The organism is Providencia sp. PROV175, assembly GCF_032707045.1.
GTDB classification, from domain to species: domain Bacteria; phylum Pseudomonadota; class Gammaproteobacteria; order Enterobacterales; family Enterobacteriaceae; genus Providencia; species Providencia hangzhouensis.
The window spans coordinates 183,610-207,593 of the sequence record NZ_CP120533.1; the positions used below are offsets into that span (position 1 = coordinate 183,610).

At 37.1% G+C, this 23,984-nt stretch carries 20 protein-coding genes and 2 pseudogenes; 20 read left to right on the forward strand and 2 right to left on the reverse strand.

Annotated features, from left to right (window positions below; all coding sequences use genetic code 11):
• Nucleotides 1-7: 7 nt before the first annotated feature.
• Both P3L44_RS00815 and P3L44_RS00820 read right to left on the reverse strand, forming a co-directional pair.
• The gene (locus tag P3L44_RS00815) at nucleotides 8-334 is read right to left on the reverse strand and encodes an EscF/YscF/HrpA family type III secretion system needle major subunit (protein ID WP_215954353.1); all 327 of its coding nucleotides are present in this window, start codon (nucleotides 332-334) and stop codon (nucleotides 8-10) included.
• Between the two features lie 46 nt (nucleotides 335-380).
• A complete protein-coding gene (locus P3L44_RS00820) occupies nucleotides 381-1,589 on the reverse strand; it encodes a PrgH/EprH family type III secretion apparatus protein (protein ID WP_272661804.1) in 1,209 nt (402 codons plus the stop codon).
• Nucleotides 1,590-1,816: 227 nt separating this feature from the next.
• Between P3L44_RS00820 and P3L44_RS00825 the strand changes: the two genes are divergently transcribed.
• The 20 genes and pseudogenes from P3L44_RS00825 to P3L44_RS00920 all read left to right on the forward strand — a co-directional run bounded on the left by P3L44_RS00825 (nucleotide 1,817) and on the right by P3L44_RS00920 (nucleotide 23,979).
• Nucleotides 1,817-2,596, forward strand: coding sequence for a helix-turn-helix domain-containing protein (locus P3L44_RS00825; RefSeq protein ID WP_140171930.1), 780 nt, complete (start codon nucleotides 1,817-1,819; stop codon nucleotides 2,594-2,596).
• A complete protein-coding gene (gene sctC / locus P3L44_RS00830) occupies nucleotides 2,586-4,289 on the forward strand; it encodes a type III secretion system outer membrane ring subunit SctC (protein WP_272661805.1) in 1,704 nt (567 codons plus the stop codon). The genes P3L44_RS00825 and sctC overlap by 11 nt, the downstream gene beginning before the upstream one ends.
• The gene (gene sctW / locus P3L44_RS00835) at nucleotides 4,280-5,374 is read left to right on the forward strand and encodes a type III secretion system gatekeeper subunit SctW (RefSeq protein WP_272661806.1); all 1,095 of its coding nucleotides are present in this window, start codon (nucleotides 4,280-4,282) and stop codon (nucleotides 5,372-5,374) included. Before sctC ends, sctW begins: the two co-directional genes overlap by 10 nt.
• A 20-nt stretch (nucleotides 5,375-5,394) precedes the next feature.
• The gene (locus tag P3L44_RS00840) at nucleotides 5,395-7,461 is read left to right on the forward strand and encodes an EscV/YscV/HrcV family type III secretion system export apparatus protein (protein WP_272661807.1); all 2,067 of its coding nucleotides are present in this window, start codon (nucleotides 5,395-5,397) and stop codon (nucleotides 7,459-7,461) included.
• A 97-nt stretch (nucleotides 7,462-7,558) separates the two neighbouring features.
• A complete protein-coding gene (locus P3L44_RS00845; protein WP_140171934.1) occupies nucleotides 7,559-7,963 on the forward strand; it encodes a type III secretion system protein in 405 nt (134 codons plus the stop codon).
• A gap of 6 nt (nucleotides 7,964-7,969) precedes the next feature.
• Complete coding sequence (gene sctN, locus P3L44_RS00850) at nucleotides 7,970-9,262, forward strand: type III secretion system ATPase SctN (RefSeq protein ID WP_272661808.1); 1,293 nt, start codon at nucleotides 7,970-7,972, stop codon at nucleotides 9,260-9,262.
• Entirely contained in the window at nucleotides 9,256-9,717 is a 462-nt protein-coding gene (locus P3L44_RS00855; RefSeq protein ID WP_227528873.1) for a hypothetical protein, read from the forward strand. Before sctN ends, P3L44_RS00855 begins: the two co-directional genes overlap by 7 nt.
• On the forward strand, nucleotides 9,689-11,428 hold the full coding sequence (locus tag P3L44_RS00860) for a hypothetical protein (protein WP_272661809.1): 1,740 nt from the start codon (nucleotides 9,689-9,691) through the stop codon (nucleotides 11,426-11,428). Before P3L44_RS00855 ends, P3L44_RS00860 begins: the two co-directional genes overlap by 29 nt.
• A gap of 2 nt (nucleotides 11,429-11,430) precedes the next feature.
• A complete protein-coding gene (locus P3L44_RS00865; protein ID WP_136134132.1) occupies nucleotides 11,431-12,363 on the forward strand; it encodes a FliM/FliN family flagellar motor switch protein in 933 nt (310 codons plus the stop codon).
• 10 nt (nucleotides 12,364-12,373) lie between these two features.
• Nucleotides 12,374-13,030 carry an EscR/YscR/HrcR family type III secretion system export apparatus protein gene (locus tag P3L44_RS00870; protein WP_180359511.1) on the forward strand — a complete coding sequence of 219 codons (657 nt, stop codon included), beginning with the start codon at nucleotides 12,374-12,376 and terminating at the stop codon, nucleotides 13,028-13,030.
• A 13-nt stretch (nucleotides 13,031-13,043) separates the two neighbouring features.
• Entirely contained in the window at nucleotides 13,044-13,316 is a 273-nt protein-coding gene (gene sctS / locus P3L44_RS00875) for a type III secretion system export apparatus subunit SctS (protein ID WP_004262998.1), read from the forward strand.
• Nucleotides 13,313-14,107 (forward strand): type III secretion system export apparatus subunit SctT, encoded by a 795-nt coding sequence (sctT, locus tag P3L44_RS00880; protein ID WP_140171939.1) that lies wholly within the window; start codon nucleotides 13,313-13,315, stop codon nucleotides 14,105-14,107. The genes sctS and sctT overlap by 4 nt, the downstream gene beginning before the upstream one ends.
• Nucleotides 14,108-14,127: 20 nt before the next feature.
• Nucleotides 14,128-15,233 (forward strand): annotated as a pseudogene (locus P3L44_RS00885) (EscU/YscU/HrcU family type III secretion system export apparatus switch protein).
• 120 nt (nucleotides 15,234-15,353) lie between these two features.
• Nucleotides 15,354-15,866 (forward strand): type III secretion system translocator chaperone SicA, encoded by a 513-nt coding sequence (gene sicA / locus P3L44_RS00890; RefSeq protein WP_272515802.1) that lies wholly within the window; start codon nucleotides 15,354-15,356, stop codon nucleotides 15,864-15,866.
• A gap of 10 nt (nucleotides 15,867-15,876) precedes the next feature.
• A complete protein-coding gene (gene sctE, locus P3L44_RS00895; RefSeq protein ID WP_215954360.1) occupies nucleotides 15,877-17,790 on the forward strand; it encodes a type III secretion system translocon subunit SctE in 1,914 nt (637 codons plus the stop codon).
• A gap of 19 nt (nucleotides 17,791-17,809) precedes the next feature.
• A complete protein-coding gene (locus P3L44_RS00900; protein ID WP_215954361.1) occupies nucleotides 17,810-19,150 on the forward strand; it encodes a type III secretion target, IpaC/SipC family protein in 1,341 nt (446 codons plus the stop codon).
• Nucleotides 19,151-19,156: 6 nt separating this feature from the next.
• A complete protein-coding gene (locus P3L44_RS00905; RefSeq protein WP_272661810.1) occupies nucleotides 19,157-20,308 on the forward strand; it encodes a hypothetical protein in 1,152 nt (383 codons plus the stop codon).
• 72 nt (nucleotides 20,309-20,380) lie between these two features.
• Entirely contained in the window at nucleotides 20,381-22,006 is a 1,626-nt protein-coding gene (locus P3L44_RS00910) for a hypothetical protein (RefSeq protein ID WP_272661811.1), read from the forward strand.
• Nucleotides 22,007-22,106: 100 nt separating this feature from the next.
• Nucleotides 22,107-22,358 (forward strand): acyl carrier protein, encoded by a 252-nt coding sequence (locus P3L44_RS00915; RefSeq protein WP_140171946.1) that lies wholly within the window; start codon nucleotides 22,107-22,109, stop codon nucleotides 22,356-22,358.
• A 231-nt stretch (nucleotides 22,359-22,589) separates the two neighbouring features.
• Nucleotides 22,590-23,979 (forward strand): annotated as a pseudogene (locus P3L44_RS00920) (MFS transporter).
• The last annotated feature ends 5 nt before the right edge of the window (nucleotides 23,980-23,984 follow it).

Genomic DNA, 23,984 nt, shown 5'->3' on the forward strand with positions numbered 1-23,984 from the left:
TTTAAAATTAAACATTACGAATAATGGCTTGGTCAGTATCTTTGATAGATTTCATAAAGTTGCTTTGTAATTGGCGTGCCATATTATAATTACCGCTCATGGCGGTGATTTTTGCCAATACAAGTGGGTTATCGACTTCTAAATTTGATGAGGAAAGAATTGTATGTAACTCATCACCAAATTGTTTAGCTTTAGCACTAATACTCGCGGAGGTACGATAGATCATACCCAGATCATTTTTATCTACTCCCTCGGTTTCTAAACCAGAGCTGCCCCAACGACCATCAGTACCTAAGCCAGGAATAACAACTGGAGTTGCATTTTGATTTGCCATTTTTTTCCTCTTTATTTTAAACTATATATATTAAATATCTGTTAAGTTAAAAACTAATTGAATTAAAAAACCAATGATTATTACTTAATAGAATATAACCATTTGTATTGGTGACAAATGATTTTCCTTCGAGCTTGTTATTTGCAAGTGAAATAGAAAATTGAATGTGATTTTCTCCCCATTGCTTATAAAATGAATTTGTAAAATTAATCAGTGATGCCGTCTGGTCGTCATTTAAGCTATCTTTTATGATAAATATGACTTTATTATCTTTAGTGATTTTACGCCATTGAACATTGCTTTCTGTCAATCCTAACTCTGCTTTTTGTAATAATTCACTAAAGCTAATTTTTTTAATCTCACTGTTAATATAACATCTGAAGTAGCTGGCTAATATTTTATCTACCTTTCCCTCTACATCAATTAAATTATTGTTATCTATCACTGTTATTTTTGGATTACATGGAGTACTAAGGTCTACCTTTAATGTTCCTGAAAGCACGTCAATAATCTTATTTTCAATTTCCTTTTCGAGTTTATTTGTTATTTTAATTGAAAATTTTTCATTATATTTAGCTTTGACTAGCCGTTGCATACTCCAGTCGGCATCTCTTTGGGTTTTAACTAAAATGAGACTTTCGTTATTTGCACTTTGAGTTACAGTAATAGGATAGTGGTTACTTTGAAGTATATGCTCTAGTGTTTTTATTTTTTTCTCAGCACTTTGTTCTGGAATATATTGGAAAATAACGTAAGCAATAAATATTGAAAATAAAGTAAAGAAAAAGACTAGCATAGTTTGTTTATTAAATAGGCTGGGTTTTTCCTTGGTTGATTTTTTTACTTTAGACTTAATGGTAGGTGGTGGATTCTCCTCTTCCAAGTTAAATATATCCTCAGGCATTTGGGAGCTTTGCCAATCGGTATCTTGCATTTTTATTACAATAGGAAAAATATCAGCCAAAAGTAATTGCTGAAGAACAATAGGGATTTCGGTACTTAATCCACTATCATTTAGTCGAATTGCCAAACCACTTTCAGTAGATTGGCTTGCTGTAATAATTGAAAACTTGCAGGCAATGCCATCACTAGGGATCTGGTAAGTTGTAAATCCATCATCATTGATATCAGTTTTGTAATCTAGGCTGTTACCAATGATAATAAGATTGTTATCTGTATTAACCATTAATTCTTGGCCGGTCATAGGGCCACTAGCAATTTTTATTATACATGTTTGGCTATTTGCATTACTCATAAAAATAATCTCATGGAATTAGTTTCATTTTAGTTATGTATTTATTGGGTCTCATTATTGGCAGCAAGTAAAACAAGAAATATTTTTTTTGTCAGTTGAATTGTTCTTATTCATTTTTACTTTTAATTTGGAATGGAAAGTGTGAAGGATTCCAGAGTATTCCCTTGAGACTTTTTCATTTATCGCTCATTGTGTATACACAAAGTTACTTTAATAAGGCCTATATAATGTCAAACAAAGATATTGTTACATTATTAGAAAGTAGAGGCTGTCGATTTTCTTTACAGGATAAATTGGTCTTGGCTATACCTAATAAGAATGCGACGCCTTTTTTTTATAAATCTCTATATTCAAATTTGAATATTTCAATTGAAAATCAATCTATATTTATCTGCCAAGAGAATGAATGGGTGCCGATAGATAAATCAGATTGGCATTTATATTCAATGGATTTATCAGAATTAGTTGAAATTTTAGCAGTTATTGACACTGCGACAGGGCAAGCATTTCTCGCTAAAAAAGAGAAACCAAAAGTTGATGAAAATAGTCAAGAAGAATTTATTGAATTACCTGAAGAGTTTCTACCAACCGTTTCGATTAAAAATGTAGTGATTGATTTAATTATTAGAAATCATCCTATATTTGATAGCTGGTGTGAAATATTAAGGCGATATGAAGCCTACGGTATGATGCGATTTATTCTTACTTCCGCTCAAGATGATAAGAATGCCAACATTAATCAGTTATGTGCGCGTTATGGTATATCAGCTTCTTATTTTAGGCAGCTTTATCGAGAAAACTTTAATAAAACAGCAAAGCGAAAAATTATGAGCGTTCGTATGGCTAATGCCATTCTGCAACTAATTGAAAGTGACGATTCAATATTAGATGTCGGGTTGGAAGCAGGTTATTGCTCAGCCTCTCATTTTACGAATGATATTAAAAAAGAGTTAGGCCTAACACCATCAGAAATTAGGCACATTGGAGCGACATTATATGAGCAGTAAAAAAAATCGAGTGTTAGGGGTGACACTATTTTTACTGAGTATGAATTTCTATTCGGCACAAGCAGAATTTATTGTTGCGGAACCCGTTACGCAGTCAAAAAACCACGATACATTTGTCGCAAATAATATTGCGGTAGGTAAGGTGTTTGATGCGGTTGCTGAGCGCCTAAATAAACCGATTATTCTTAGTAAATTAGCCGCGCAAAAAAAGGTAACCGGTAATTTTAATTTGGCCAATGCAGATGAAATGTTTAAAGCATTAGCCCGACGAATTGCGCTAGTGTGGTATGACGATGGTGCAAGTATTTATGTTTATGATAACAGTGAAATGCGTAGCGCAATTATTCCAACGAATAATGTCAGTAGCAATCAACTGCTGAATTATATTCAACGAAATGGCATTTATGACTCACGCTTTCCTGTGCGTTCACAAGAGGGAGAAAGGCTATTATTTGTCTCTGGGCCACCTCTCTATATTGAATTAATTAAAGCAGCTTCTTTATATCTTGCAGAACAAATTAGAAAAGAGGAATTATCCAGCGGTGAAGTTGCGGTTATTCCGTTAAAGCACGCCTCAGTAACCGATAGAAGCTATTCATTACGCGGGCAAAATATTACGATCCCTGGCCTGCTGAATGTCATTAATAATTTATTCAAAAATGGCGCTGAAATGGATGAAATACTCACTATCCAGCCTCCATCGGTAGCAATTAATTCAACAGGTGACTCAATAGATGAATTAATGGATGCGCCAATTGGTGACTCATTGCCTACAGCGAATAACCTTCAGCAGGTAACAAAAAAGTCCTCTAACCGTTCTTTTTCTTTGGTGGCACATCCTGATAGTAATAGCTTGATTGTTAAAGGAAGCCAAGAGCAAATCCGTTATGTTCGCCAGCTAGTGAATACATTGGATATGCGTCGTCGCCAAGTGGAGTTGTCATTATGGATTATCGATATTACCCGTTCTGAGTTAGATAATTTAGGAGTGAATTGGGAGGTTGGCACATTTAATACGGGAAAGGGGTCAGTATCATTTAATCGAAGTACATTATCGAATAGTCAGCAATTCCTATTGCAGATTGATGCATTGAATAAGAAAGGGAACGGGCACATTGTTTCTCGTCCAGTGCTATTAACCCAAGAAAACATTCCTGCTTTATTTGATAACAACACCAGTTTTTACGCCAAATTACAAGGCGAGCGCATTGCAACTCTCGAACAAGTCACTTATGGCACCATGGTGAGTGTGATGCCACGTATTTCCGCGGGTAATAACGTTGAAATGGAAGTCAGTATTGAAGATGGTGCAGAAAATCGCGATAGCATGGGGAAAACATCCAGTGTAGAAGGCCTACCAGCCGTTAACCGAACCAGTATTAACACCGTTGCGCGTATTGCAAAAGACAGCAGTTTACTTATTGGTGGTTATACGCGTGAACAATATGTTGAAAATGAAAGCAAAATTCCTTTTTTAGGCGATCTTCCTTATGTGGGTGGGTTATTTAGCCACTCATCTACTAATCAACAAAAGATGGTGCGTTTATTTTTAATCCAACCGCGTTTATTAGATGAAAATGAAGGGTGGGATGGGCGACAATTTTCCGAAAAAACACGGATCACCAACCATGATAGTCAGTTGCACGGTACGGTTCAATTTCTTCAACAATACATGAGTGAATCATGGCAATAACACCACTGAGCTTTAATACACTCTTTTCCGTTAATACTCAAAATAAAAGCCGTGTACCTGTAAGTAGTGACGACTCTGATGAAGTGGCTCGTGGCGCAGGTGTTATTGATAGCTCTAGTGAATATGCATCGATGTCGATGTTGGCGGCAAGTCATGTACGCCGAGGAAGTTCTAAAAAGGGTGATGAAGAAGAATGGATGCAATTTTCTGAACGCATCTTAGATAAAGATGCGGATGATAAAGTGCTACATATAGAAGGATTACTAAACAAGCAGTTAATGACTCCGAAACAGTTACGAGCATTTTTATTACAATTTTTTACTGACCCTAGCGACTTATTAATGCTTCTTGCAGCATTAATTAATCGGAAAAAATTAAAAAAAGAGCAAATTGACAATCTTGAAGCTTTGGTGGAATTGCTGCAAGCAGAAGACACTAAACGGAGTGCTCAAGCGGGGATTAATGTTGCACTCATTGCAAAGGCATTTGCAAAAAAATTACATTCTAGTGCTGGAAACTTGCGTACATTGTATCGTGAATTTATCTGCTATGACGGGCCGGTTGTCTATTTATATGAACAATGGGTTGAGGCAATGGAAATCCAAGAACGTGAAAATATAATGCGTTATCTTGGTCGGGCGCTTGCTTGTGATTTACAAACGTTACCACTAGGTGACTTAAATATCAGTGCATTTGGCCGTTTTTTTAGCCGTGTAGGCCGGCTACGAGAATTGCAATCATTAGATTATGTATTTTGCCAGCAATTCTTTCAGTCTGGCTTTTTTCGACTTAATGAAAACTCAAATAAATCAAAAATTGCAAAAGAACTGAGTCAACTATTTACCCATGGTATTCGTAGCCAAGTTGGGTTTGAGACAGCAGTTATAACTTTTATTTCTGAAGAATTAAAAATTATGACTTCGGATATGCATGGCAGATTTTTACAGCTCTTATTGCTGGCTTTTACAGTTATTCCTACCGGGGTATTTAAGTCAGCCGAAATAAGAGAACAATGTATTGAACAACTAAAAATACTCATGGACCAAATAAAGGTACAAGAGCAAATACTACACCGTAAGCCATAGTGTGATAGGAAAATTATTCCATGAAAAATATAACCGGATTTTTGCTACAGATCCGTAATCGTCCAGAGCTAATGGTATTAATTATCATGGTGATGGTTATTGCTATGTTGATTATTCCATTACCCACAATATTAGTCGATTTATTGATCGGCTTAAATATTATGATCTCAGTACTCATTTTTATGAGCTCTTTTTATATCACTCGGGTGCTGAATTTTCAGTCATTTCCATCTATCTTGCTAATTAGTACGTTATTTCGGCTTGCTTTATCAATTAGTACCAGCCGCCTAATTTTATTAGAAGCAGATGCAGGGGATATTATCGCGACGTTTGGTGAATTTGTTATTCAAGATAACCTTGTCGTTGGTATGGTGGTATTTGCGATAGTCACTATTGTACAGTTTATTGTGATCACTAAAGGTTCTGAACGTATTGCTGAAGTGGCTGCACGCTTTTCTCTTGATGCGATGCCAGGTAAACAAATGAGTATCGATGCTGATTTACGTGCGGGTGTGATTGATGAAGCTGCAGTTAAAAAGAAACGTGGTGACCTTGAAAAAGAGAGCCAGTTATTTGGTTCTTTTGATGGTGCGATGAAATTCATTAAAGGGGATGCGATCGCGGGTATTATCATCATTTTTGTTAATTTAATTGGTGGGATATCTGTTGGTACTGCTCAGCAAGGAATGGATGTTTCAACTGCATTAAATACGTTTTCTTTATTAACTATTGGTGATGGTTTAGTTGCCCAAATACCAGCGCTACTCATTTCTATCAGTGCTGGTTTTATTGTCACTCGAGTAGGTGGTAATGATAAGAATTTAGGTGAAAATATTGTTTCGGAGTTATTTGCTAATGACTTTACGATTTTAATTACGGCATTTATTGTACTTTCGATGGGGTTTCTACCTGGTTTTCCAACTATTGTATTTTTACTGTTATCAGGGCTACTTATTGGATTATTTGCTATCAGATATTTCAAAAAGGAAAAGAATAAGCAAAAAACGGTTAAGGATGAAGCTGAAATCATTAATTCAGATGTGATGGAAGGCGAAACTCAAAGAGAAAATGGTGATATTGAAGATGAATACATTCCAGAAACATTGCCGATTATTCTATCTGTTAATCAAAAATATAAAAAACATTTAGAGAATAACAAATTTTTATCCAGAATGAAAAAAGATATTTTTATTCGTTATGGATACAGGATACCTGATATTGCTATTAACTACTCACCTATTATCCCTGAAAATAAAATAGTGGTATTAATTAATGAAATTAAAGCAGGGGAATATGATATCTATTTTAATGGGTATCGCTTACTGACTATGAATGACGAACCTGAATATCTTGGTATGACATTAACAAAGTTTACGGATGAATATGGTTCAGTAAGTACGTGGTTTGAACAACAGGATTTATCTAATATTGAGCAACTAGGTTTAATGGCTCGCGATGATGTGACAGAAGCAATTGATTGTGTCAGTACCTTATTACTGCGATTCATTAATGAATTTTTCGGTATTCAAGAAACAAAAAATTTACTTGATGACCTTGAAAGTAAATACCCTGAGTTATTAAAGGAGTGTTATCGACATACTACAGTACAAAAAGTGACCGAAGTTTTTCAACGTTTATTAATGGAAAAAATTTCAGTTCGTAATATGAAATTGATTATTGAAACTTTAGTGCAGTGGATACCAAAAGAGAAAGACAGTTTAATGTTAGTTGAGCATGTTAGGACCTCAATGGCACGCTATATCTCTTCGCGTTTTGCTGTCAATGGGCGCTTGAATGTCTTGATGATCAATTCAGAGATAGAGGACACAATACGCCAAGGGATCAGGCAATCATCTGGTGGAGTATATTTACATCTGGAGCCTGAAAAAACCAATGAGTTGATACAGGCAGCAGAACTTGCTTTAGAAAATAGTTACCTATCAGTTAGAGATGTAAATGTTTTAGTGCCTATTGATGTTCGTCGTTTTGTCAAAAAAATCTTGGAAGGCCGTTTCCCTGAACTTGAAGTTCTTTCTTTTAATGAGGTTTCAGAAATGGTCAAGGTCAATGTGGTTAAAACCATATAATCAAAAAATTGCCTTTATTAACAAATAAAGCGACTGAATTCAATATAACTAAATATGTTGAATAATTAAAATATGTTCAAAATATAAGGATTACTCGATGAAATATAGATTTATAGAAATACTTAATGAATTTTTAAAGACTATGGGACGTAGCGACCTAGTTAACTCTCAGCTAGATTGTCACTCTAATATTCAATTGGAAATGAATGAGTTTTCTGCGATTAATATCGATTTATCAACGGATGATATTATTATTTGGTGTCAATTAGCAGAGTGCAATTACAGTCATTTAGATTTAATTAGTGCACCTTTATTAAAAACATTATTAGAATACCCACCGAATAATTTTTATCCAGGGCAACCAGCATTGAATCTTGTGGATGATACTTATGTTCTTTCCGCCGTTTTAAAAGAATCAGCTTTAAATGATATGCAACTATTTGCAGATAGTTTTGAAGAATTCTTTGAGCGTGCAAATGAGCTTAGTGCTCAATTATCGTAATCCATTATGAAGTTATTCGATTTCTGCGCGCATCCTGCGCGCATTCATGGATGCCTAATTGAAGCACCTTTACACGGTGTTTTTATTGGTGAAATTTGTTTTATTGAACGTTCTCTTACACAGCCCGACATAATTGCGAAAGCGCAGGTTGTTGGATTTAAAGAAGGACTCACGGTATTGAGTTTAATAGGTCGCACACAAGGTTTAACCCGAGAAGTGGTTATTCGCCCAAGTGGCTACCCGTTTGTATTTGAAGTCGGTGAGCACTTAGCGGGTAAAATTTTTAATGCGGCAGGAGAACAGGTTGGTGAGTTGAGTGAAAACTTTGCTGAGCCAACTTTGCTCAATACAAAATTATTACGTATTGATAGCCCTCCAGTGAGCGTGACACAAAGGCGTCCTGTTTCTGAGCCGATGGTAACTGGGGTACGTGCGATTGATAGCTTACTGACATGTGGCTTAGGGCAGCGTATTGGTATTTTTGCCGCCGCAGGTAGTGGTAAAACTTCATTAATGAACATGATCATAAGCCACGCTCATGCGGATATTCATGTCGTTGCACTAATTGGTGAGCGAGGCCGAGAGGTTATTGAATTTATTGAGGAGTTGAAAGAGTCGCCTCATGCGGCACAGACGATATTAATTTATGCAACTTCAGACAGTCCACCGATTGAGCGGTGTAATGCCGCGTTGCTTGCAACTACGATTGCTGAATATTTTCGTGACTGTGGTCGTAATGTACTGCTGTACGTTGATTCTATGACTCGATATGCACGAGCGTTGCGAGATGTGGCTTTAGCCACAGGAGAATTACCGGCTAGGCGCGGTTATCCTGCTTCTGTTTTTGAACAGCTTCCAATGTTGCTAGAACGTCCAGGGCAACTTAAACATGGCTCCATTACCGCTTTTTATACGGTGTTATTAGAAAGCGAAGAGGAAGCAGACCCAATTGGTGATGAAATCCGCTCAATTCTGGATGGCCATATTTATTTAAGTCATAAATTAGCGGGACGTGGGCATTATCCAGCGATTGATATCTTACACAGTATTAGCCGCGTCTTCCAAAAGGTGACGACTCCAGTGCATCGCCAGTGTGCAATTGATTTGCGCGATATGCTTTCAAGGCTTGAACAAATTCAGCTTTACTTAGAGCTCGGTGAATATCAACGCGGTGAAAGTCATGAAAATGACCGAGCTTTAGATAAAAAAGAACAAATTGAAGCTTTCTTAAAACAAGCCATGGATGAGCCGATGAGTTTCGACAATATGTTAAGCATTCTTAACGAATTGACATGTTAATGATTTCTAATTTATTGGCATTAACGGAGCGACGCTTTGATCGGACATTACAAGAACAATCGCAATTAAGTTCAATCATAAAACAACAAAAACAGCAATGTATGGATATTCGCCAGCGTATTTCAGTTCTGGCAACACAAACCGCATCTTATGAAAAGTCAGAAGAATTAAGCAGAAATGCTTTTTGGGAAAGACAGCGCTTAAAAGCGGCAGTCCTTGCGGAAATAGCTCAATTTGAATTTCAAATAGAAACCTTAATAGTTGAAATATCAAAAAATAAAACACGGCAGTCTGAAGTTGCTAAACGAGTATTTGTATTACGTAATAAGTGCGAGAAATTCCGAAATTATCTCAAGCAGCAACGTATAGAAAGAAGATTAAAATCAGAGCTGCAGCAACAAAATGAAATTGAGGAGTTATTCGTACATGTTAGTAATAAAAGCGAATTCAAATGAAAAAGTAGCTCATGCAGTTATCGAGGGGGAGGCAATATCATCAGAATATAACACCGCTGAATTTAGCCAGAAATATATAACAAAAAAAATGGTGAAAATAGTAAACGATGAAAAAATGCTGAACCTATTCGGTTATAAAAAGCAAAGTCAGCCAAAGGATATATCTGCTTTTCTACCTACCGCTCCTTCTTTTATGCAACAAATATCGCAATTGAGCGACTTAGCGAAGGGGTTTATTACATGGAAAGAAAATGTATATATTGGTGAAGGTACCCAAATAGCCGGGGAAAATAAAGAATTAAAGGCCAAAGCGATTGAACCACTAATAAATAATTATATATTTACGGAAAGTTGTATACCTGTTGTTCATCATTTTCAGGATAACTTACCAAAGACTCATCAGGTTAATATTACGAATAAATTGATGGTGGATAATCAGCCAGATATGAATCTATTGGCTGATTTGACGACTACTGGGAAAGTCGAAACCGTCCCTGAATTAGTCGAGGATAATCACGAAAATATTAATCTTATTACTAGTCTACCTGTTGTTGACCTAGTCGATATATTAAATAAACCAGTTGTTGATAATAACCTGTCGGTGGCATCGAATATTCCAGTTGAACAAAATATTGCTGACGAAGATGAGATTCCTTTGTTTAACACTATGATGGTTGGCTATCCACTACCGAATATCCCACAGCGAGCAAGGGGGAAAGCTAACGATAATTTAGTCCCATACGGGGAAAATAAACCTCAATTAAGTGAGAAGAATCAGCTCAAGATGGGAAGTCCACTGGCAAATTTAGCGCTTAGGAGTACTTTAGAACCGACATCAAAAGAGTTAAAACCAGAGGTTAAAACGGGGAAACAGTACATTAGATCTTTAGTCAAAGCAGAGCTTGAGCCCGCTATCCAACGGAAAATAGTTGGAGAACAATCCAAGCCAGTTAATATTCGACAAATTGATTCACTCGATACCATTTTGTTAAATACATATCCCCGAAAAAATAACCTAGCAAAAGATGACTCACTAAGAAATTCCCCTTCTCTTTTGGGAATGCAGTTAGCTACCCATCATTTGCATGACCAACAGGGCACTAATCAAGGTATTAAAGAAAATACCCATCATCATGTTGTTGAGCAGCTTGAACTTGCTTTTACAAAAAATGAGCCACCTACACAGCCAGCTACCTCACTGAAAACTTCTTATCTATATGATAATAAAAGCATTTCATTATCTGAAAATGAGACGAATAATTTCCCTGATAAAGTACAAGAGATGACAATTTCTGCACAAATCTCACCTGCAGAAGATATGAGCCCACCTAGCAATATGATAGCAACGACTACTAATGAGGTTATGCGGCCGTCTGTGCCTCTACAAGCTACACAGCAAAAGCCAGAGATGCACAAAATGCCAGAGCTAGTGGAAAACAACCCACTTTTAGGTGAAAACCAACAGCTGAAAACTGCGGAACGTAGTTTCACTTATACTTTTAGCCAGTGGCAAAGTAGCCCATCAGTGACTTTTGAATTGGCCTCTAAAGGAGAGTTTGTTGCCTCAACAGCGAGCCCAGAAGTTCAATTGGCATTAAATGAGAATAAACATTTATTGAATCATGAAACGAGTGTGCATATTCGACGTGAAGGTGAGCGCCAACAGCATCGAAACCGACAGCAGCATGACCAGCAGCAAGAAGAAGATTAATTATGTTGAAGATTCGACGGATCAGCTCTCAAGAAAAACAACTGAAAATTTGGCAGCAATGTTATTCAGTTAATACACAAATAAAGCCAGCTAACCGCAGTATTGGTTATTTTCAGTTATCACTAGTGAGTGAAACACAGAAAATAAATGCATTAGTTGTTGTTGAAAGTTGGTGTCATTATCGTTGGCCTAAACTGGTTCATTATGCATGGAGTTCATTATCAAACAATCAGCTATGTGAATTGTTTGCTTCTGAATATATTGGAATTACATTTTTCTCCCAGAATTTCCGTTGTGAATCTGTAGAGATAGTTGATGATATGCGTATTAATTACCAGCCATGGCTAATTGTTAAAGAAGCTAGCCTCGGGGAAGTATTATTAGCAGAACCAATAGAAAGCCTCGAAAAAAAGCAGGGAACTAATCAGATATTCGACCATTTAAAACTGCGAGCGGATTGGATATTAGGGTATAGCTATATTAGTGCCAAACTTTTGCAAACTATAGAATTACGTGATGTGCTGAGTATCCAACAATTACAGTTAAATATGTCTGTGGCAGGACAGGTATTAGCTCGATTTCAAAAGCAAGATGAAGGACTACTTATGATTGAAGAATTAGTGGCGCCAGAGAGTGAAGAGGAATTCGTATTTCCTGAAGAAGATGAAATGCAAGAAATTGTACGCCCCTTTAATGTAAAAGAAATGAATATTAAATTAACCTTTGTTTTAGGTCATAGTGATATTACGGTCGATGAGCTTTCAAAAATGGAGCCCGGTTATATTTATTCTATTGGTGAAAATAAAGAACGTGAAGTTAAAGTCTATGCTAATAAGCAACTTATTGCAGAAGGGGAGCTTATTTATATTGGCAATAGTGATGAGTTAGGTTTGGAAATCACACATGTTGTCAGTTTGGGTGATAAAAGAGTTTAATATGCCAACGATACCTGATGGGATCCCATTATTAGCTATTATCGCATTCTCGACATTATTGCCATTCATTATTGCTGCGGGCACCTGCTATTTAAAAATATCAATTGTATTAATTATGGTACGTAACGCGATGGGCGTTCAACAAGTTCCTTCTACCATGGTATTAAATGGTATTGCATTGCTGCTTTCTATTTTCGTTATGATGCCAGTTTTACAGGATGTGAATAATCATATGCGACAAGAACAGGTTGATTTTAGTAATGTCGAATCAATCGATAATTTTGTTGAGAATGGGCTAGGGGGATATAAATCGTATTTGAAAAAATATTCAGATCCACAGTTAGTGACGTTCTTTGAATCAATACAACAAGGTCGAAGTGAAGAAGAAGTGACCGCTGATGAAGGCGAAGCTACATTATTTTCTTTATTACCTGCTTATGCATTAAGTGAAATAAAATCAGCTTTTGAAATTGGTTTTTATATCTATTTACCTTTTGTTGTAGTTGATTTAGTTATTTCCAGCATTTTATTGGCACTGGGTATGATGATGATGAGCCCAGTAACAATTTCGATTCCAGTTAAATTAATTCTATTTGTTGCAATTGATGGCTGGTCACTGATCTCTAAGGGGTTAGTGATGCAATACATTGAATTAGCACAGCATTAAAGCGAATGATACTATGGATCAAATCGTTTATTTAAGTAATAAAACGATGCTATTAATCGTTATATTATCTGCAATACCAGTAATAGTGGCTACTGCGGTAGGATTATTGGTAGGGTTACTACAAACTGTCACGCAACTTCAAGAGCAAACATTACCTTTTGGTATTAAATTATTAGCTGTTTTTGGCTCACTTTTTATGATCTCTGGTTGGTTATCCGATAAGGTAATGAATTTCGCATTAGAAACCTTAAGCGCTGCTATCCCTGCTATCGGGCTGTTTGGATGAATCAGGAAATACTATCGCTGATGTCCTCGCTCTATTTTATCTTTCAAGAAGGATTGATAAAAATAGCGTTAGCTTGGTTGAGAATTGCACCAGTAATGTTTTTATTACCTTTTTTAAGTAACAAGTTACTTAATGGCGCGATCATTAAAAACTGTGTGGTGGCTTATATTGCATTAGGTTTATGGCCTTTTTTTTCTTCCTATAAAATACAATGGGAGGAAATTAGCTTTGTTGATGTATTTATTTATGAAATCTCGATTGGGCTCGTATTAGCATTGATATTAGCGTTGCCCTTTATGATAGCCAATGTGATTGGCGAATTAATTGATGCGCAGCGTGGTGAGACGATTAGTAGCATTATTGACCCTGCGAGCGGAACTGAAGCTTCCGAACTCGCAGTATTATTAAGCCATATTATATGTATGGTTTTTTTAGCACAAAATGGTATGTATCAACTTGCTAATCTATTTGCACAGAGTTATCAGTTATTACCTTTTGCCCATGGATTTACTTCATTTAATAGCCTTCCCTTAGGGGAATGGTTAAATAAAATGGTTGTCAATGGGGTTGTTTTAACTGCACCAATATTAGTGACATTATTTATAACAGAGGTTGCTTTAGGGCTATATTCCCGATTTTGCCCTCAATTAAATGCATTTTCATTATCTTTAGCAATAAAGTCGATCATCGCGTTCTGTGTATTTTTACTTTATTTCCATAATGAAGTCCCAGAGATATTAGTTAACATGATTTCGAGTTCACCATTACGAGATATATTCCTTTTTTCTTGATTTTATAGATATAAATAAATATGGCTGAAAAAACAGAAAAACCTACCGATAAAAAAATTAGAGATTCAGCTAAAAAAGGGCAAAGTTTTAAGAGTAAAGATAGTGTTGCGGCAATCGTATTAGTCGTAAGTGCATTTGTTATTGAAGGCCTATCTAGTTTATATGAACTGGGCGGGTTAATGCGTAAAATATTGTTATCTCCGACAGATATAAGAACTGATGCTCTAATTTGGCAATTCTTTACGATATTTTTAAGTATTGTTTTACCTGTTCTATTTGCTTGTTTTTTATCTGGCATGGTTGTTTCTTTATTACAAAGTCGATTTAGATTAGCAAGTGAAGCAATAAAACTTGATTTTACTAAGTTAAACCCAATTGCGGGGTTTAAAAAATATTTTCATTGAACTCATTGAAAGAGTTAGTTAAGGCTATTTTGTATTTAATTGTTTTTATTGTATCAACAGTAGTCTTTTTTGTGGTTTGGCGCAAAGATATTTTTATGCTCTACCGAACAATGATTAATGGGTTGATTAGCCAATGGGTCAGCTTGTGCGTAACATTTATTGTCGTTTTTCTTGCGGTCGCTCTTATTATTATATTGATTGACGCAATAGCTGAATTCTTTTTGTATATTAAAAACCTAAAAATGGAAAAGCAAGAGGTCAAAAAGGAATATAAAGATAATGAAGGTGATCCTCATATTAAGAGTGCACGTCGAGGACTTTATCAGGAATTACTGTCGGAAGAAGTGAAGTCAAATGTTCGTAATTCAACATTTGTAATGGCAAACCCAACGCATATAGCACTACTTATTTATTATGACTCGGATATTGCGGCATTACCTTTTTTGTTCTCTAAAAATAAAGGTTCGCAAGCGAAAGCAATTGTCAAATATGCTGAACAACAAGGTGTTCCAGTTATTAGAGATATAGCCCTAGCGAGGCAAATATGGAGGTCATATAAAACGGATAGTTTTATTGATGAAAAAGGATTAGAAGATGTTATGCAAATAATATCATGGTTAGTTCGCATCGAATTAGTCAAAATGGGAATTGATGTTGATAAAGCATTAGAAAAAATAGCAGAGAAAGAGGCATATTTGAAAAATAATAGCGAATTTAATTAATAATTTATTTATTACTTAAATCGTTTTTTTAAAGAAAGAACTAAATCGGTTAATTATGATGCAAGCATAAAGTATATGTTATGCATTGCATATCAATAATAAGGTAAATATATGAATAATATGGAAACAGAGAGTTTTCAACAATCTGATATGGAAGAGTTACTTGAAAATATTACAACTGCACTAATGGATGGGGCAACTTATAAAGATATTCATGGTATTCCACAGGGTACAATGGATGGGATCTATTCTTATGCATACGAGTTTTATCAACAAGGTAAATTAAAAGAAGCAGAAACTTTTTTTCGGTTTCTAAGTATTTATGATTTCTATAATACAGATTATGTGATGGGACTGGCTGCTGTCTATCAATTAACGAAGCGATATGACAAAGCAACAGAACTATATGCTCTTGCATTTGTATTAGCGAAAAATGATTACCGTCCACTTTTCCATGCAGGTCAATGTAATTTAATGTTGAAAAAAAGTAGTGCCGCAATTCACTGTTTTGAAAGTGTAGTTAAAAGCAGTGCTGATGTTGAATTACGAAATAAATCTCAAGCTTATTTAACTGTATTGGAAAAAAACTTAAAGCAGACAGAATCAGAACATAAAGAAAATGATATAGAGTAGAGGAAATTATATGGCTCAACCTATCGATTTAAGTAGTGAACGAATAAAGAATATTCATACGTTTTTGCAAGGTAATAATCCAATTGGTTTAGGTGATGAATACATCAAGTCGGTATTAGCTTTAGAAACGGTGTGTGAAGATTTAACGTCATCCGAGCAGATGAAGCGCAGTCGTATTGAAAATGCGCCACAACTGCCCGCACCTAAAACTCTTCTATCAGTCATGTCTAAGGCAGCTGCAGCGAAAGAGGAAAAAATACAGCTACAGCAAGAGAGCTTTAACGCGACCTCAATACTCGTTGAGAGCCTTTCAACATTACGCCAATTATTACATGAAGGAAATATTAGCGAGCTGGCTAATCGTCTTAACATGTTGAGTATAGAATCAAATTCACTTCGAGAAAAAGGAGATAATTTATTAAGCTCTTTTGCAAATAATACAGATAAAGCTAATGCGCTTAATAACGAAGTGAATGTTTTAAAGCAAGAGCGTGCTGAAAGTAAAGAACGTTTGGTGGATCTTCAGTCTCAGCAAGGTGGAAACCAAACGGAAATTAACCAGCAAATAGCGGCAGAAAATAAAAAAATTACCAGCTTGGGAACCAAAATTGATGACTTGCTTGAGTCAGCGGGTAATTATGCGAAAAATGCGAGTGAAGATGCCAAAAAACTCAGCCAATTTGTAGAAACAGCGCCCCGCCGCATCGAAATTGATGGTGAAAAATGGGAAAACACTCTGGCGCTACTCACCATGTTAACTGCACAGCTTAAAAAATCGATGAATGAAGATTCGATTCGTAATATGAAAGAGCAAGAAGCGGTGATGGCAACAATAAATGAAGCGACGCGAAAAGACTCAGAGAAAAAAGCCAAAGAAGCGGAAGAAGCACAGCGTAAAGCTGAAGAAGCCAATAAAGCAGCCTCTTGTGCAAGTAAGGTTTTTAGCTACGTAATGCTTGCAGTCTCTCTTGTTGCCACAGTTGCGACTTTTGGTGCAGCTACACCATTAACCTTAGCGGTTGCTGCTATCGGTATTGCCATTTCTATAGCTGATATCGTTTTAGAAGAAACGGGGCAAAGTAGCTTGATGCAAATGTTGGCGACAAAAATCTCCAGTGCAGTAACAGATATGTTGATGACATTTGGTGTTCCAGAAGAACAAGCGAAACAAATTGGTAGCATTGTTGGAATGGTTGTCGCTGCAATTGCTTTTTTGGTGCTTTCATTAGCGTCTATGTCATCTTTTGTGAAAAACATCGCTAATGTTGCCTCTAATGCCGTAAAAACGCTGGCTAAAAACGTCGGAACTTTATTGAAAAGTGTTATTAAGTCGATGCCAAAAAGCTTGACTAATGCCTTAGGAAATATTGCGAGTGGTGCTGGGAAGGTAGGGAAATCAGCTGATGACGTGGTAATGCTTTCTAAGTTTAGCAAGTTAGCCGACGGCATAGATGACCTACAACAAGCCGTAAAAACGACCACTAAGGTGGCGCAAAAAGCCGATGATGTGAAAGACATTGTGAAAGCGGCAGATAAAGTCGCTGACCAAGCGGACAGTATGAGTAATATCACGGAAATTTCGGATAAGGCAGTCAACACGGTTAAGACTCAAAATGTTGTAGCAGCACGTCTCGAAGTTGGAATGAAGGGAACAGGAGCGATGTTGGCTGTTGCGAATACGGCAACAACGGGAGGGCTAAATTTGTATGGAGCGAGCCAAATTCGAGATATGAAAGAAATGCTCGCAGGCATGATGCTCAACAATGAAACTATTCAGGCTCTGGATGAATTATTAAAAGTTCTATTGAAATCCATGTCCCAGAATTATGAAAAAATTGAAGAAATGTTCAACGGAATCTTGGCGTCATTAAACCAATCAGGCCATACGAAAGCTAAAATGCTGAAAGCCGCTCGCTTTGCATAATTAATATAGGAGTTATCAAATGGGTCATCAACCTTTAAGTGGATTAGGATCATCAGTTTTATTTCAGAGGGTTATTAACTCTGATGGCGTTGCACCGGCTATTTCACCTGCCGTAAACAGTAGCAAAAATATGGCTGAATCTCATTCGCCACAAAATGTACAGCTAAATGATGTACATACAATAGCATCAAGGCCTGAGGTAATGACGGGTAAACCTGTATTAAATGCACCTCGATTTTCAACAGATAATGACCAGATGTTAGCGGAAATTTTAGCGTTAACGCACTCAGATAATTTAACCGTATTGGATGATTTACATGCTTTTCGAATTCTAACACCAGAGAAGACTCAGTTGGCAATCAGTAAGGTATTAACTGAGGAAAAAAATCATATTGAGCGGTTAATGGAAGATGCTCAGCTACCTGATGATGCTGATTTAAAACAGTTGTCTCAGGCCATTCAACTATTGGTTGCGAGTAGTTTCTTCAAGGGTTCGTCTGAGGAAAATATTGAAGGAAATGGCGTAAAAAAAGGCCAAGAATCAATTGATAACGTAAAAAACAAGGCTTTCGTTGGTATTGTTAGTAACGATTTGATGGTGGAACTCTCAAAAATTATTCGCAAAGTGATGGCGGAAATTAATATTTCAGATCGTCGTATTAGTGCCGAGTTTCTGCAATTAAATGCCAAAATGGTACAAGCTTCGGCAGACTCGACAATTCGTGAAGGAAAAGAAACATTTAAAGGGGCGCTGATGGGCTTCTTTACTTCCCTTGCGATTACGGCTGCCGGTAGCGCTTTTCAAGCAAGAGGACTGCGCCAACAACAAAAATCGATTAACAACAACTTGATACCAGGAAATCAAAATGTTAGTGGTGCTAGTAAGTTATCTGGCGTAAATGGAAAAGTAGAGAATGTCTCAACGAAACCGTTGCGTTTAGAGGGGAAAGAGGGGTCAACCGTAACGCTGAATAATCAAGCCACACAAAACCAAAAAAACATTGTAAACCAAAGGGTTGATGAGGCATCTAAACGTACGAAAGATCTCGGTTTGTCACAACACGAAAAGCATGAGCAAATCATGAATAAAACCCGTGTGCAAATGGGAGTCTCTGAGCAATTTTCTCGGATGTCAGATAATGCAGGTCAGTTAGCAACGACGTCAAATCAGGTCAATGTGAAATCAGCAGAGGCAGAAAAAATGATTGAGCAATCAATCGCGGATGTTGCCCGAACAATTTCCTCAGATAAAGACAAGCAAGTTGAGAATAGCCTAAATACTGCGAAAGAAATGCAACAGAGTTTACGGACAATCATGGACAATGCCTTAAAAACGAGGCAGGTCATGGTGGGGGGGTAAAGAATTATGGGCTATGAAAATAATATATCAGCCACAGATTGGTCTTGTGAGTCATTTCATTCGGTGTTGGCATCGGTTCAGACAACGCAAGAGCCGCTTCTAGAGGTGGAAACGGTATTTGATAAGTCACATCAGCTCTACCATAAGGCCCTTGATGTATTTGACCAAATGCAATACTCGGTACCAGAAGAAGTGCATAAGCAACAACAGAAAGATATTCTCCCTGCAAGTATTGAAGGTAGAAAGGAAACTCTATTAATTGAAAACAAATGTGCGAATGATGATTATGAGGAGGTTAAGGCATTAAGAGCCACGAGAAAAACGGAGAATATCGCAAATGGCCGTTCGCATATTAGAGGGTTATCTGGGACGATTGATAACATTTATACAAATTACCAAAAAAAGTATGGTGAATTAGTTAAAGCATCAACCCAATATATGCATGATATGAATACCATGGTAAGTAAGTTATCTCGTCATATGGAAGCTGGGTCTGATGGTAAGATCAAATTAGCCAAAGAATATGTATTGGGTGATATGGATAGCATTGTGTCGAAATACTCTGGTACCAGTATGAAGATTGAGGTTCTTGGTGAAACAGAAGAGGTAAAAAAATTACAAAAACAAATAAAGGAGATGGGAAACCTGTTTGTGATTGGAATGACAGGTAAATTAAGTGAGTATAATGAGCTACATGCTAAAGTAGCAAATATAAAAAAATCACTTAATTTAAAAGGTTATGGTGAATATTATGGTGGCTGGAGTCCTAATCTCGATAATGCCAAACCGTTAATGGAGGTCAAAGGCACGACGCAAGAATACGAATTCTGGGAAAAAAAATTGACAGACCAAGGGTTCGTGACAAAACGGGTTAATGGAAAGCTGTGTATTTACCCTGATTTAAAACCGGTCAAAGAGATATTTTACGCCATTAATCACTCATCTGGCGAATGGAATGATGGTAGTGATATTTCAGCTCAAGAATTCCAAAGTTTACAATCAGCGGTTGAAAACCAGAAAAACGCGATTAATAGCTCTGTGTCTCGTTTATTAGAAACCTTTAGACAAGATAATAGTCACTTTGAAACTTTAACTCAGTTACTTATCCAATTATATAAAGACTTACAACAATATAATAATGGTTATGTCAATATGTAATAGATGAATATCGGTTTTCTTCGTAGGATAAATAGTTTTAGAAATATTATTATATATTAATAAGGTGAAGGGATGGGTGGAATTAGCACGACATCAGCGGTAAATAATGCATTACCAGTATTCAAAAAAAATGATCGGCCAATATCATTTTCAAATGATATAAATTCAGTTAATAACGTAGGCTTGGAAGTTCATTTTCCTTTAAAAGAACAGGCCATTGATAAAACATTTAATCTGTCAGGTAATGGTGAGGATTTACACTCGAACAACCAAAAGTTACAGGCGAATATAATTGAATCGCTATTAATTGAAAATAAATCTAGTATCAGTTTGGAAATGATAACCAAAACCCTGAATTTGGGGCATGCTGGTAGTCTTCAAGGGCAAAAATTGCAGTATCAGCCTGAAAACGCACTCATTGTTTTAACGCTATTGACTCCGGATGAAATTAAAGAATCAAAGGTATTAGACTGCGCTGCAGAATTAATTAAGCAAGTTAATAAAAGTAATAGTGATAAAGATCTTAAGCAAGTGCTTAAATCATCGCAAAAAGCGCTTGAAGCGGAGCTTTTTGATAATATCTTGAGCGATCAAAATATTGATGAACTTAACCAACGCTTTATTGATAAATATGTTCATCCTGCAATTAAAGAAAAATTAAGACCCTTTTTATCTGAAAAAACCATCGAAGAGTTACCGATAGATAAATTATTCGATGCATCTCTTCAGAAAAAAATAAATGGGTTAATTACGGAAGCGAAAAATCAACTGGTAAAACATAAAACTGATAAATCAGTTGATAGGCTTTTGCAGCTCCATAATATATTTTCGGCAAGTGAACAATACATCGAAATTATGGGGTCATTAAGTATTTCTATTAATACAGACGGCAAAGCTGAAAATGTGGTCACTTCTAGCTCAAAAAAAGATAACAAACTAGAGGATACGGTGGATAGTGGCACAGACCCTATTATATTGCCTACGAGTTCAGAGGCAGGGCTTTCTAGGCTAATTGGGAATAACGTCACTATTCACAATGATTACTCTATGCCAAAAGAGTTGAGTACTGTGAGTAATGAAGAAGAAAAAGCGAGGCAGCAGGAGAATAAATCAGTAGATAACCGAACGCCCGAATCAGTACAAAAAAATAGTATCGAAGAGGGTGAAAATAAAGCTCGCATGCCTCGGTTTAAAAGCACGTTAGATATTCCTCAAGTTAGTAACGAGCTGCCAGCAGTATTAACCGGGGATGTGTCGGGAAGTGGGCTTTCTTCAGTTGATGAATTGCGCCAAAGCATTCTGGATAGCTCACGGGATCCATCTGCACAAGCCAGTCGTAAACTATTAGCACCTGCTGAGTCTAAGTTTAATCCCGATATAAACGCTTTACTCCCTAAATCAATGGTGTCAGCGAGACGCTTCGAAGCAGTTGAAGTCACTGACAAGATGACGGGTAAAACAAAGAAGATCTGGCAAGACAAAGCTCCTCCAGCAGATAAGGTCATACTCACGTGGGAAGGGGCATTAACCCCGAATTTAACCGAAAAAATACGTTATGGGGATGGCCAAATAGCATCAAGTACGAAAAAAATGGGGATCCCTGATAATACCAATACGTTCAGTAATCGTTTTGAACCGACAAAAATTGTTGATGAAGTAACAGGGAAAACGAAGGTAAAGTGGCAATTATCTGATTAGAAAACAAAGTAATCAGCCACAGAGCGTTAATCCGTAATCATAATTAAACAGATAAAGAGCGCTAGTATGATAATGCTATCTGTTCTGAAAAAGGTTAAAGATGACAGCACAGAGTTTAATTCAGCAACAATGGGTAGAAGATAAAATTAAGGAAATCCGGACTTATTCAGGAATAACAGAACCTTTTACCATGGACTCAGCGCTAATAAGAGATTTGCATATTGATTCTTTGGAAATGTTGGAGTTGATAGCAGCCATTGAGCAGTATACCGGGCAACCCATTAGCGATGAAGTCTGGATGAAATGGTATAATTTACAGGATATTGTCGAGTATCTATTGAGTGTCAAATAAAAGCAGAAAGCCACGGTCTTTATTCGAACGTGGCTTTTGTTGATTTATTTCCTATCGTGTCATTTCAGTCATCTAAAATTCATATTTTTGTCATCAAGTGATAACGCTCACAAAATAGCATACCCTCGTTTGCTTAATTCTACGCGCGTAGACTATCCTTTAAGTAAATAAAAAACGCCAGTTAGATTTTTTGATTAATAGGCTTTGCGCCAACACCAAGGGTTTATAACTATGGCTACACAATTAAATATCGAGGCGAATCAACAAGCCGCGCAAGAGCGGTTAAGTACGCCAGAAGGAAAAAAAGATTTCCGGCGGGCGATTTTTTCTTGTTGGTTAGGTACAACCATGGAATATGCAGACTTTGCTCTCTATGGTTTAGCGGCAGGTATTATTTTCGGTGATGTTTTCTTCCCTGATGCAACGCCTATTATGGCGCTGTTATCCAGTTTTGCAGCCTATTCAGTCGGGTTTATTGCACGTCCGATTGGCGCGTTATTTTTTGGTTGGCTAGGTGATAAACATGGCCGAAAAATGGTTATGGTCATCACGATTGCATTGATGGGGCGGGCTATCGACTACATTAATTGGTGCGATACCCAGCCATGCACAAATTGGTGTTTGGGCGCCTGTTTGTTTGGTGATCCTAAGGTTTTCTCAAGGCTTAGGGGCGGGAGCTGAGCTATCCGGTGGTACTGTGATGTTGGGAGAATATGCGCCAGTAAAACGCCGTGGTTTAGTTTCTTCGATTATTGCATTAGGCTCCAACAGTGGAACATTACTGGCCTCAATGATTTGGTTGATAGTGTTACAAATGGACAAAGAAAGTTTGATGTCATGGGGATGGCGGATTCCTTTCCTTGGCAGTATTTTGATCGCATTGGCGGCATTATTTATTCGTCAACATATGCGTGAGACGCCAGTTTTTGAGCGGCAAAAAGAACAGCTTGCTGAAGAACGCCGCCTCGCATTGGAATCTGATGCTGTCGCTCACCCTGTAGATAACCGTTCATTTTGGCAAAAAACGCGTGCGTTTTGGACCATGGTCGGGTTGCGTATTGGTGAAAATGGGCCATCTTATCTTGCTCAAGGCTTTATTATCGGTTATGTCACCAAAATATTGTTGGTTGATAAATCTGTGCCAACAACGGCGGTTTTGATAGCGTCAATTCTTGGTTTTGCCATCATTCCATTTGCCGGGTGGTTATCAGATAAATTTGGGCGTCGGATTGTTTATCGCTGGTTCTGTTTTTTACTGATGTTGTATGCCGTGCCCGCTTTCATGTTATTAGACTCCCGAGAGCCAATGATTGTTATTCCAACCATTGTTATCGGGATGGGGTTAGCATCACTAGGGATTTTTGGCGTACAAGCAGCTTGGGGGGTGGAGTTATTTGGTGTACGTAATCGTTATACTAAAATGGCTTTCGCTAAAGAGCTTGGTTCTATTTTATCTGGTGGCACTGCGCCGCTGGTGGCATCTGCATTACTATCATGGACAGGGCATTGGTGGCCGATAGCCGTTTATTTTATTGCGATGGCATGTATTGGTTTAGTAACCACATTCTTTGCACCGGAAACGCGAGGCCGTGACCTAAATCTGCCAGAAGATGCGATATAAGTAAG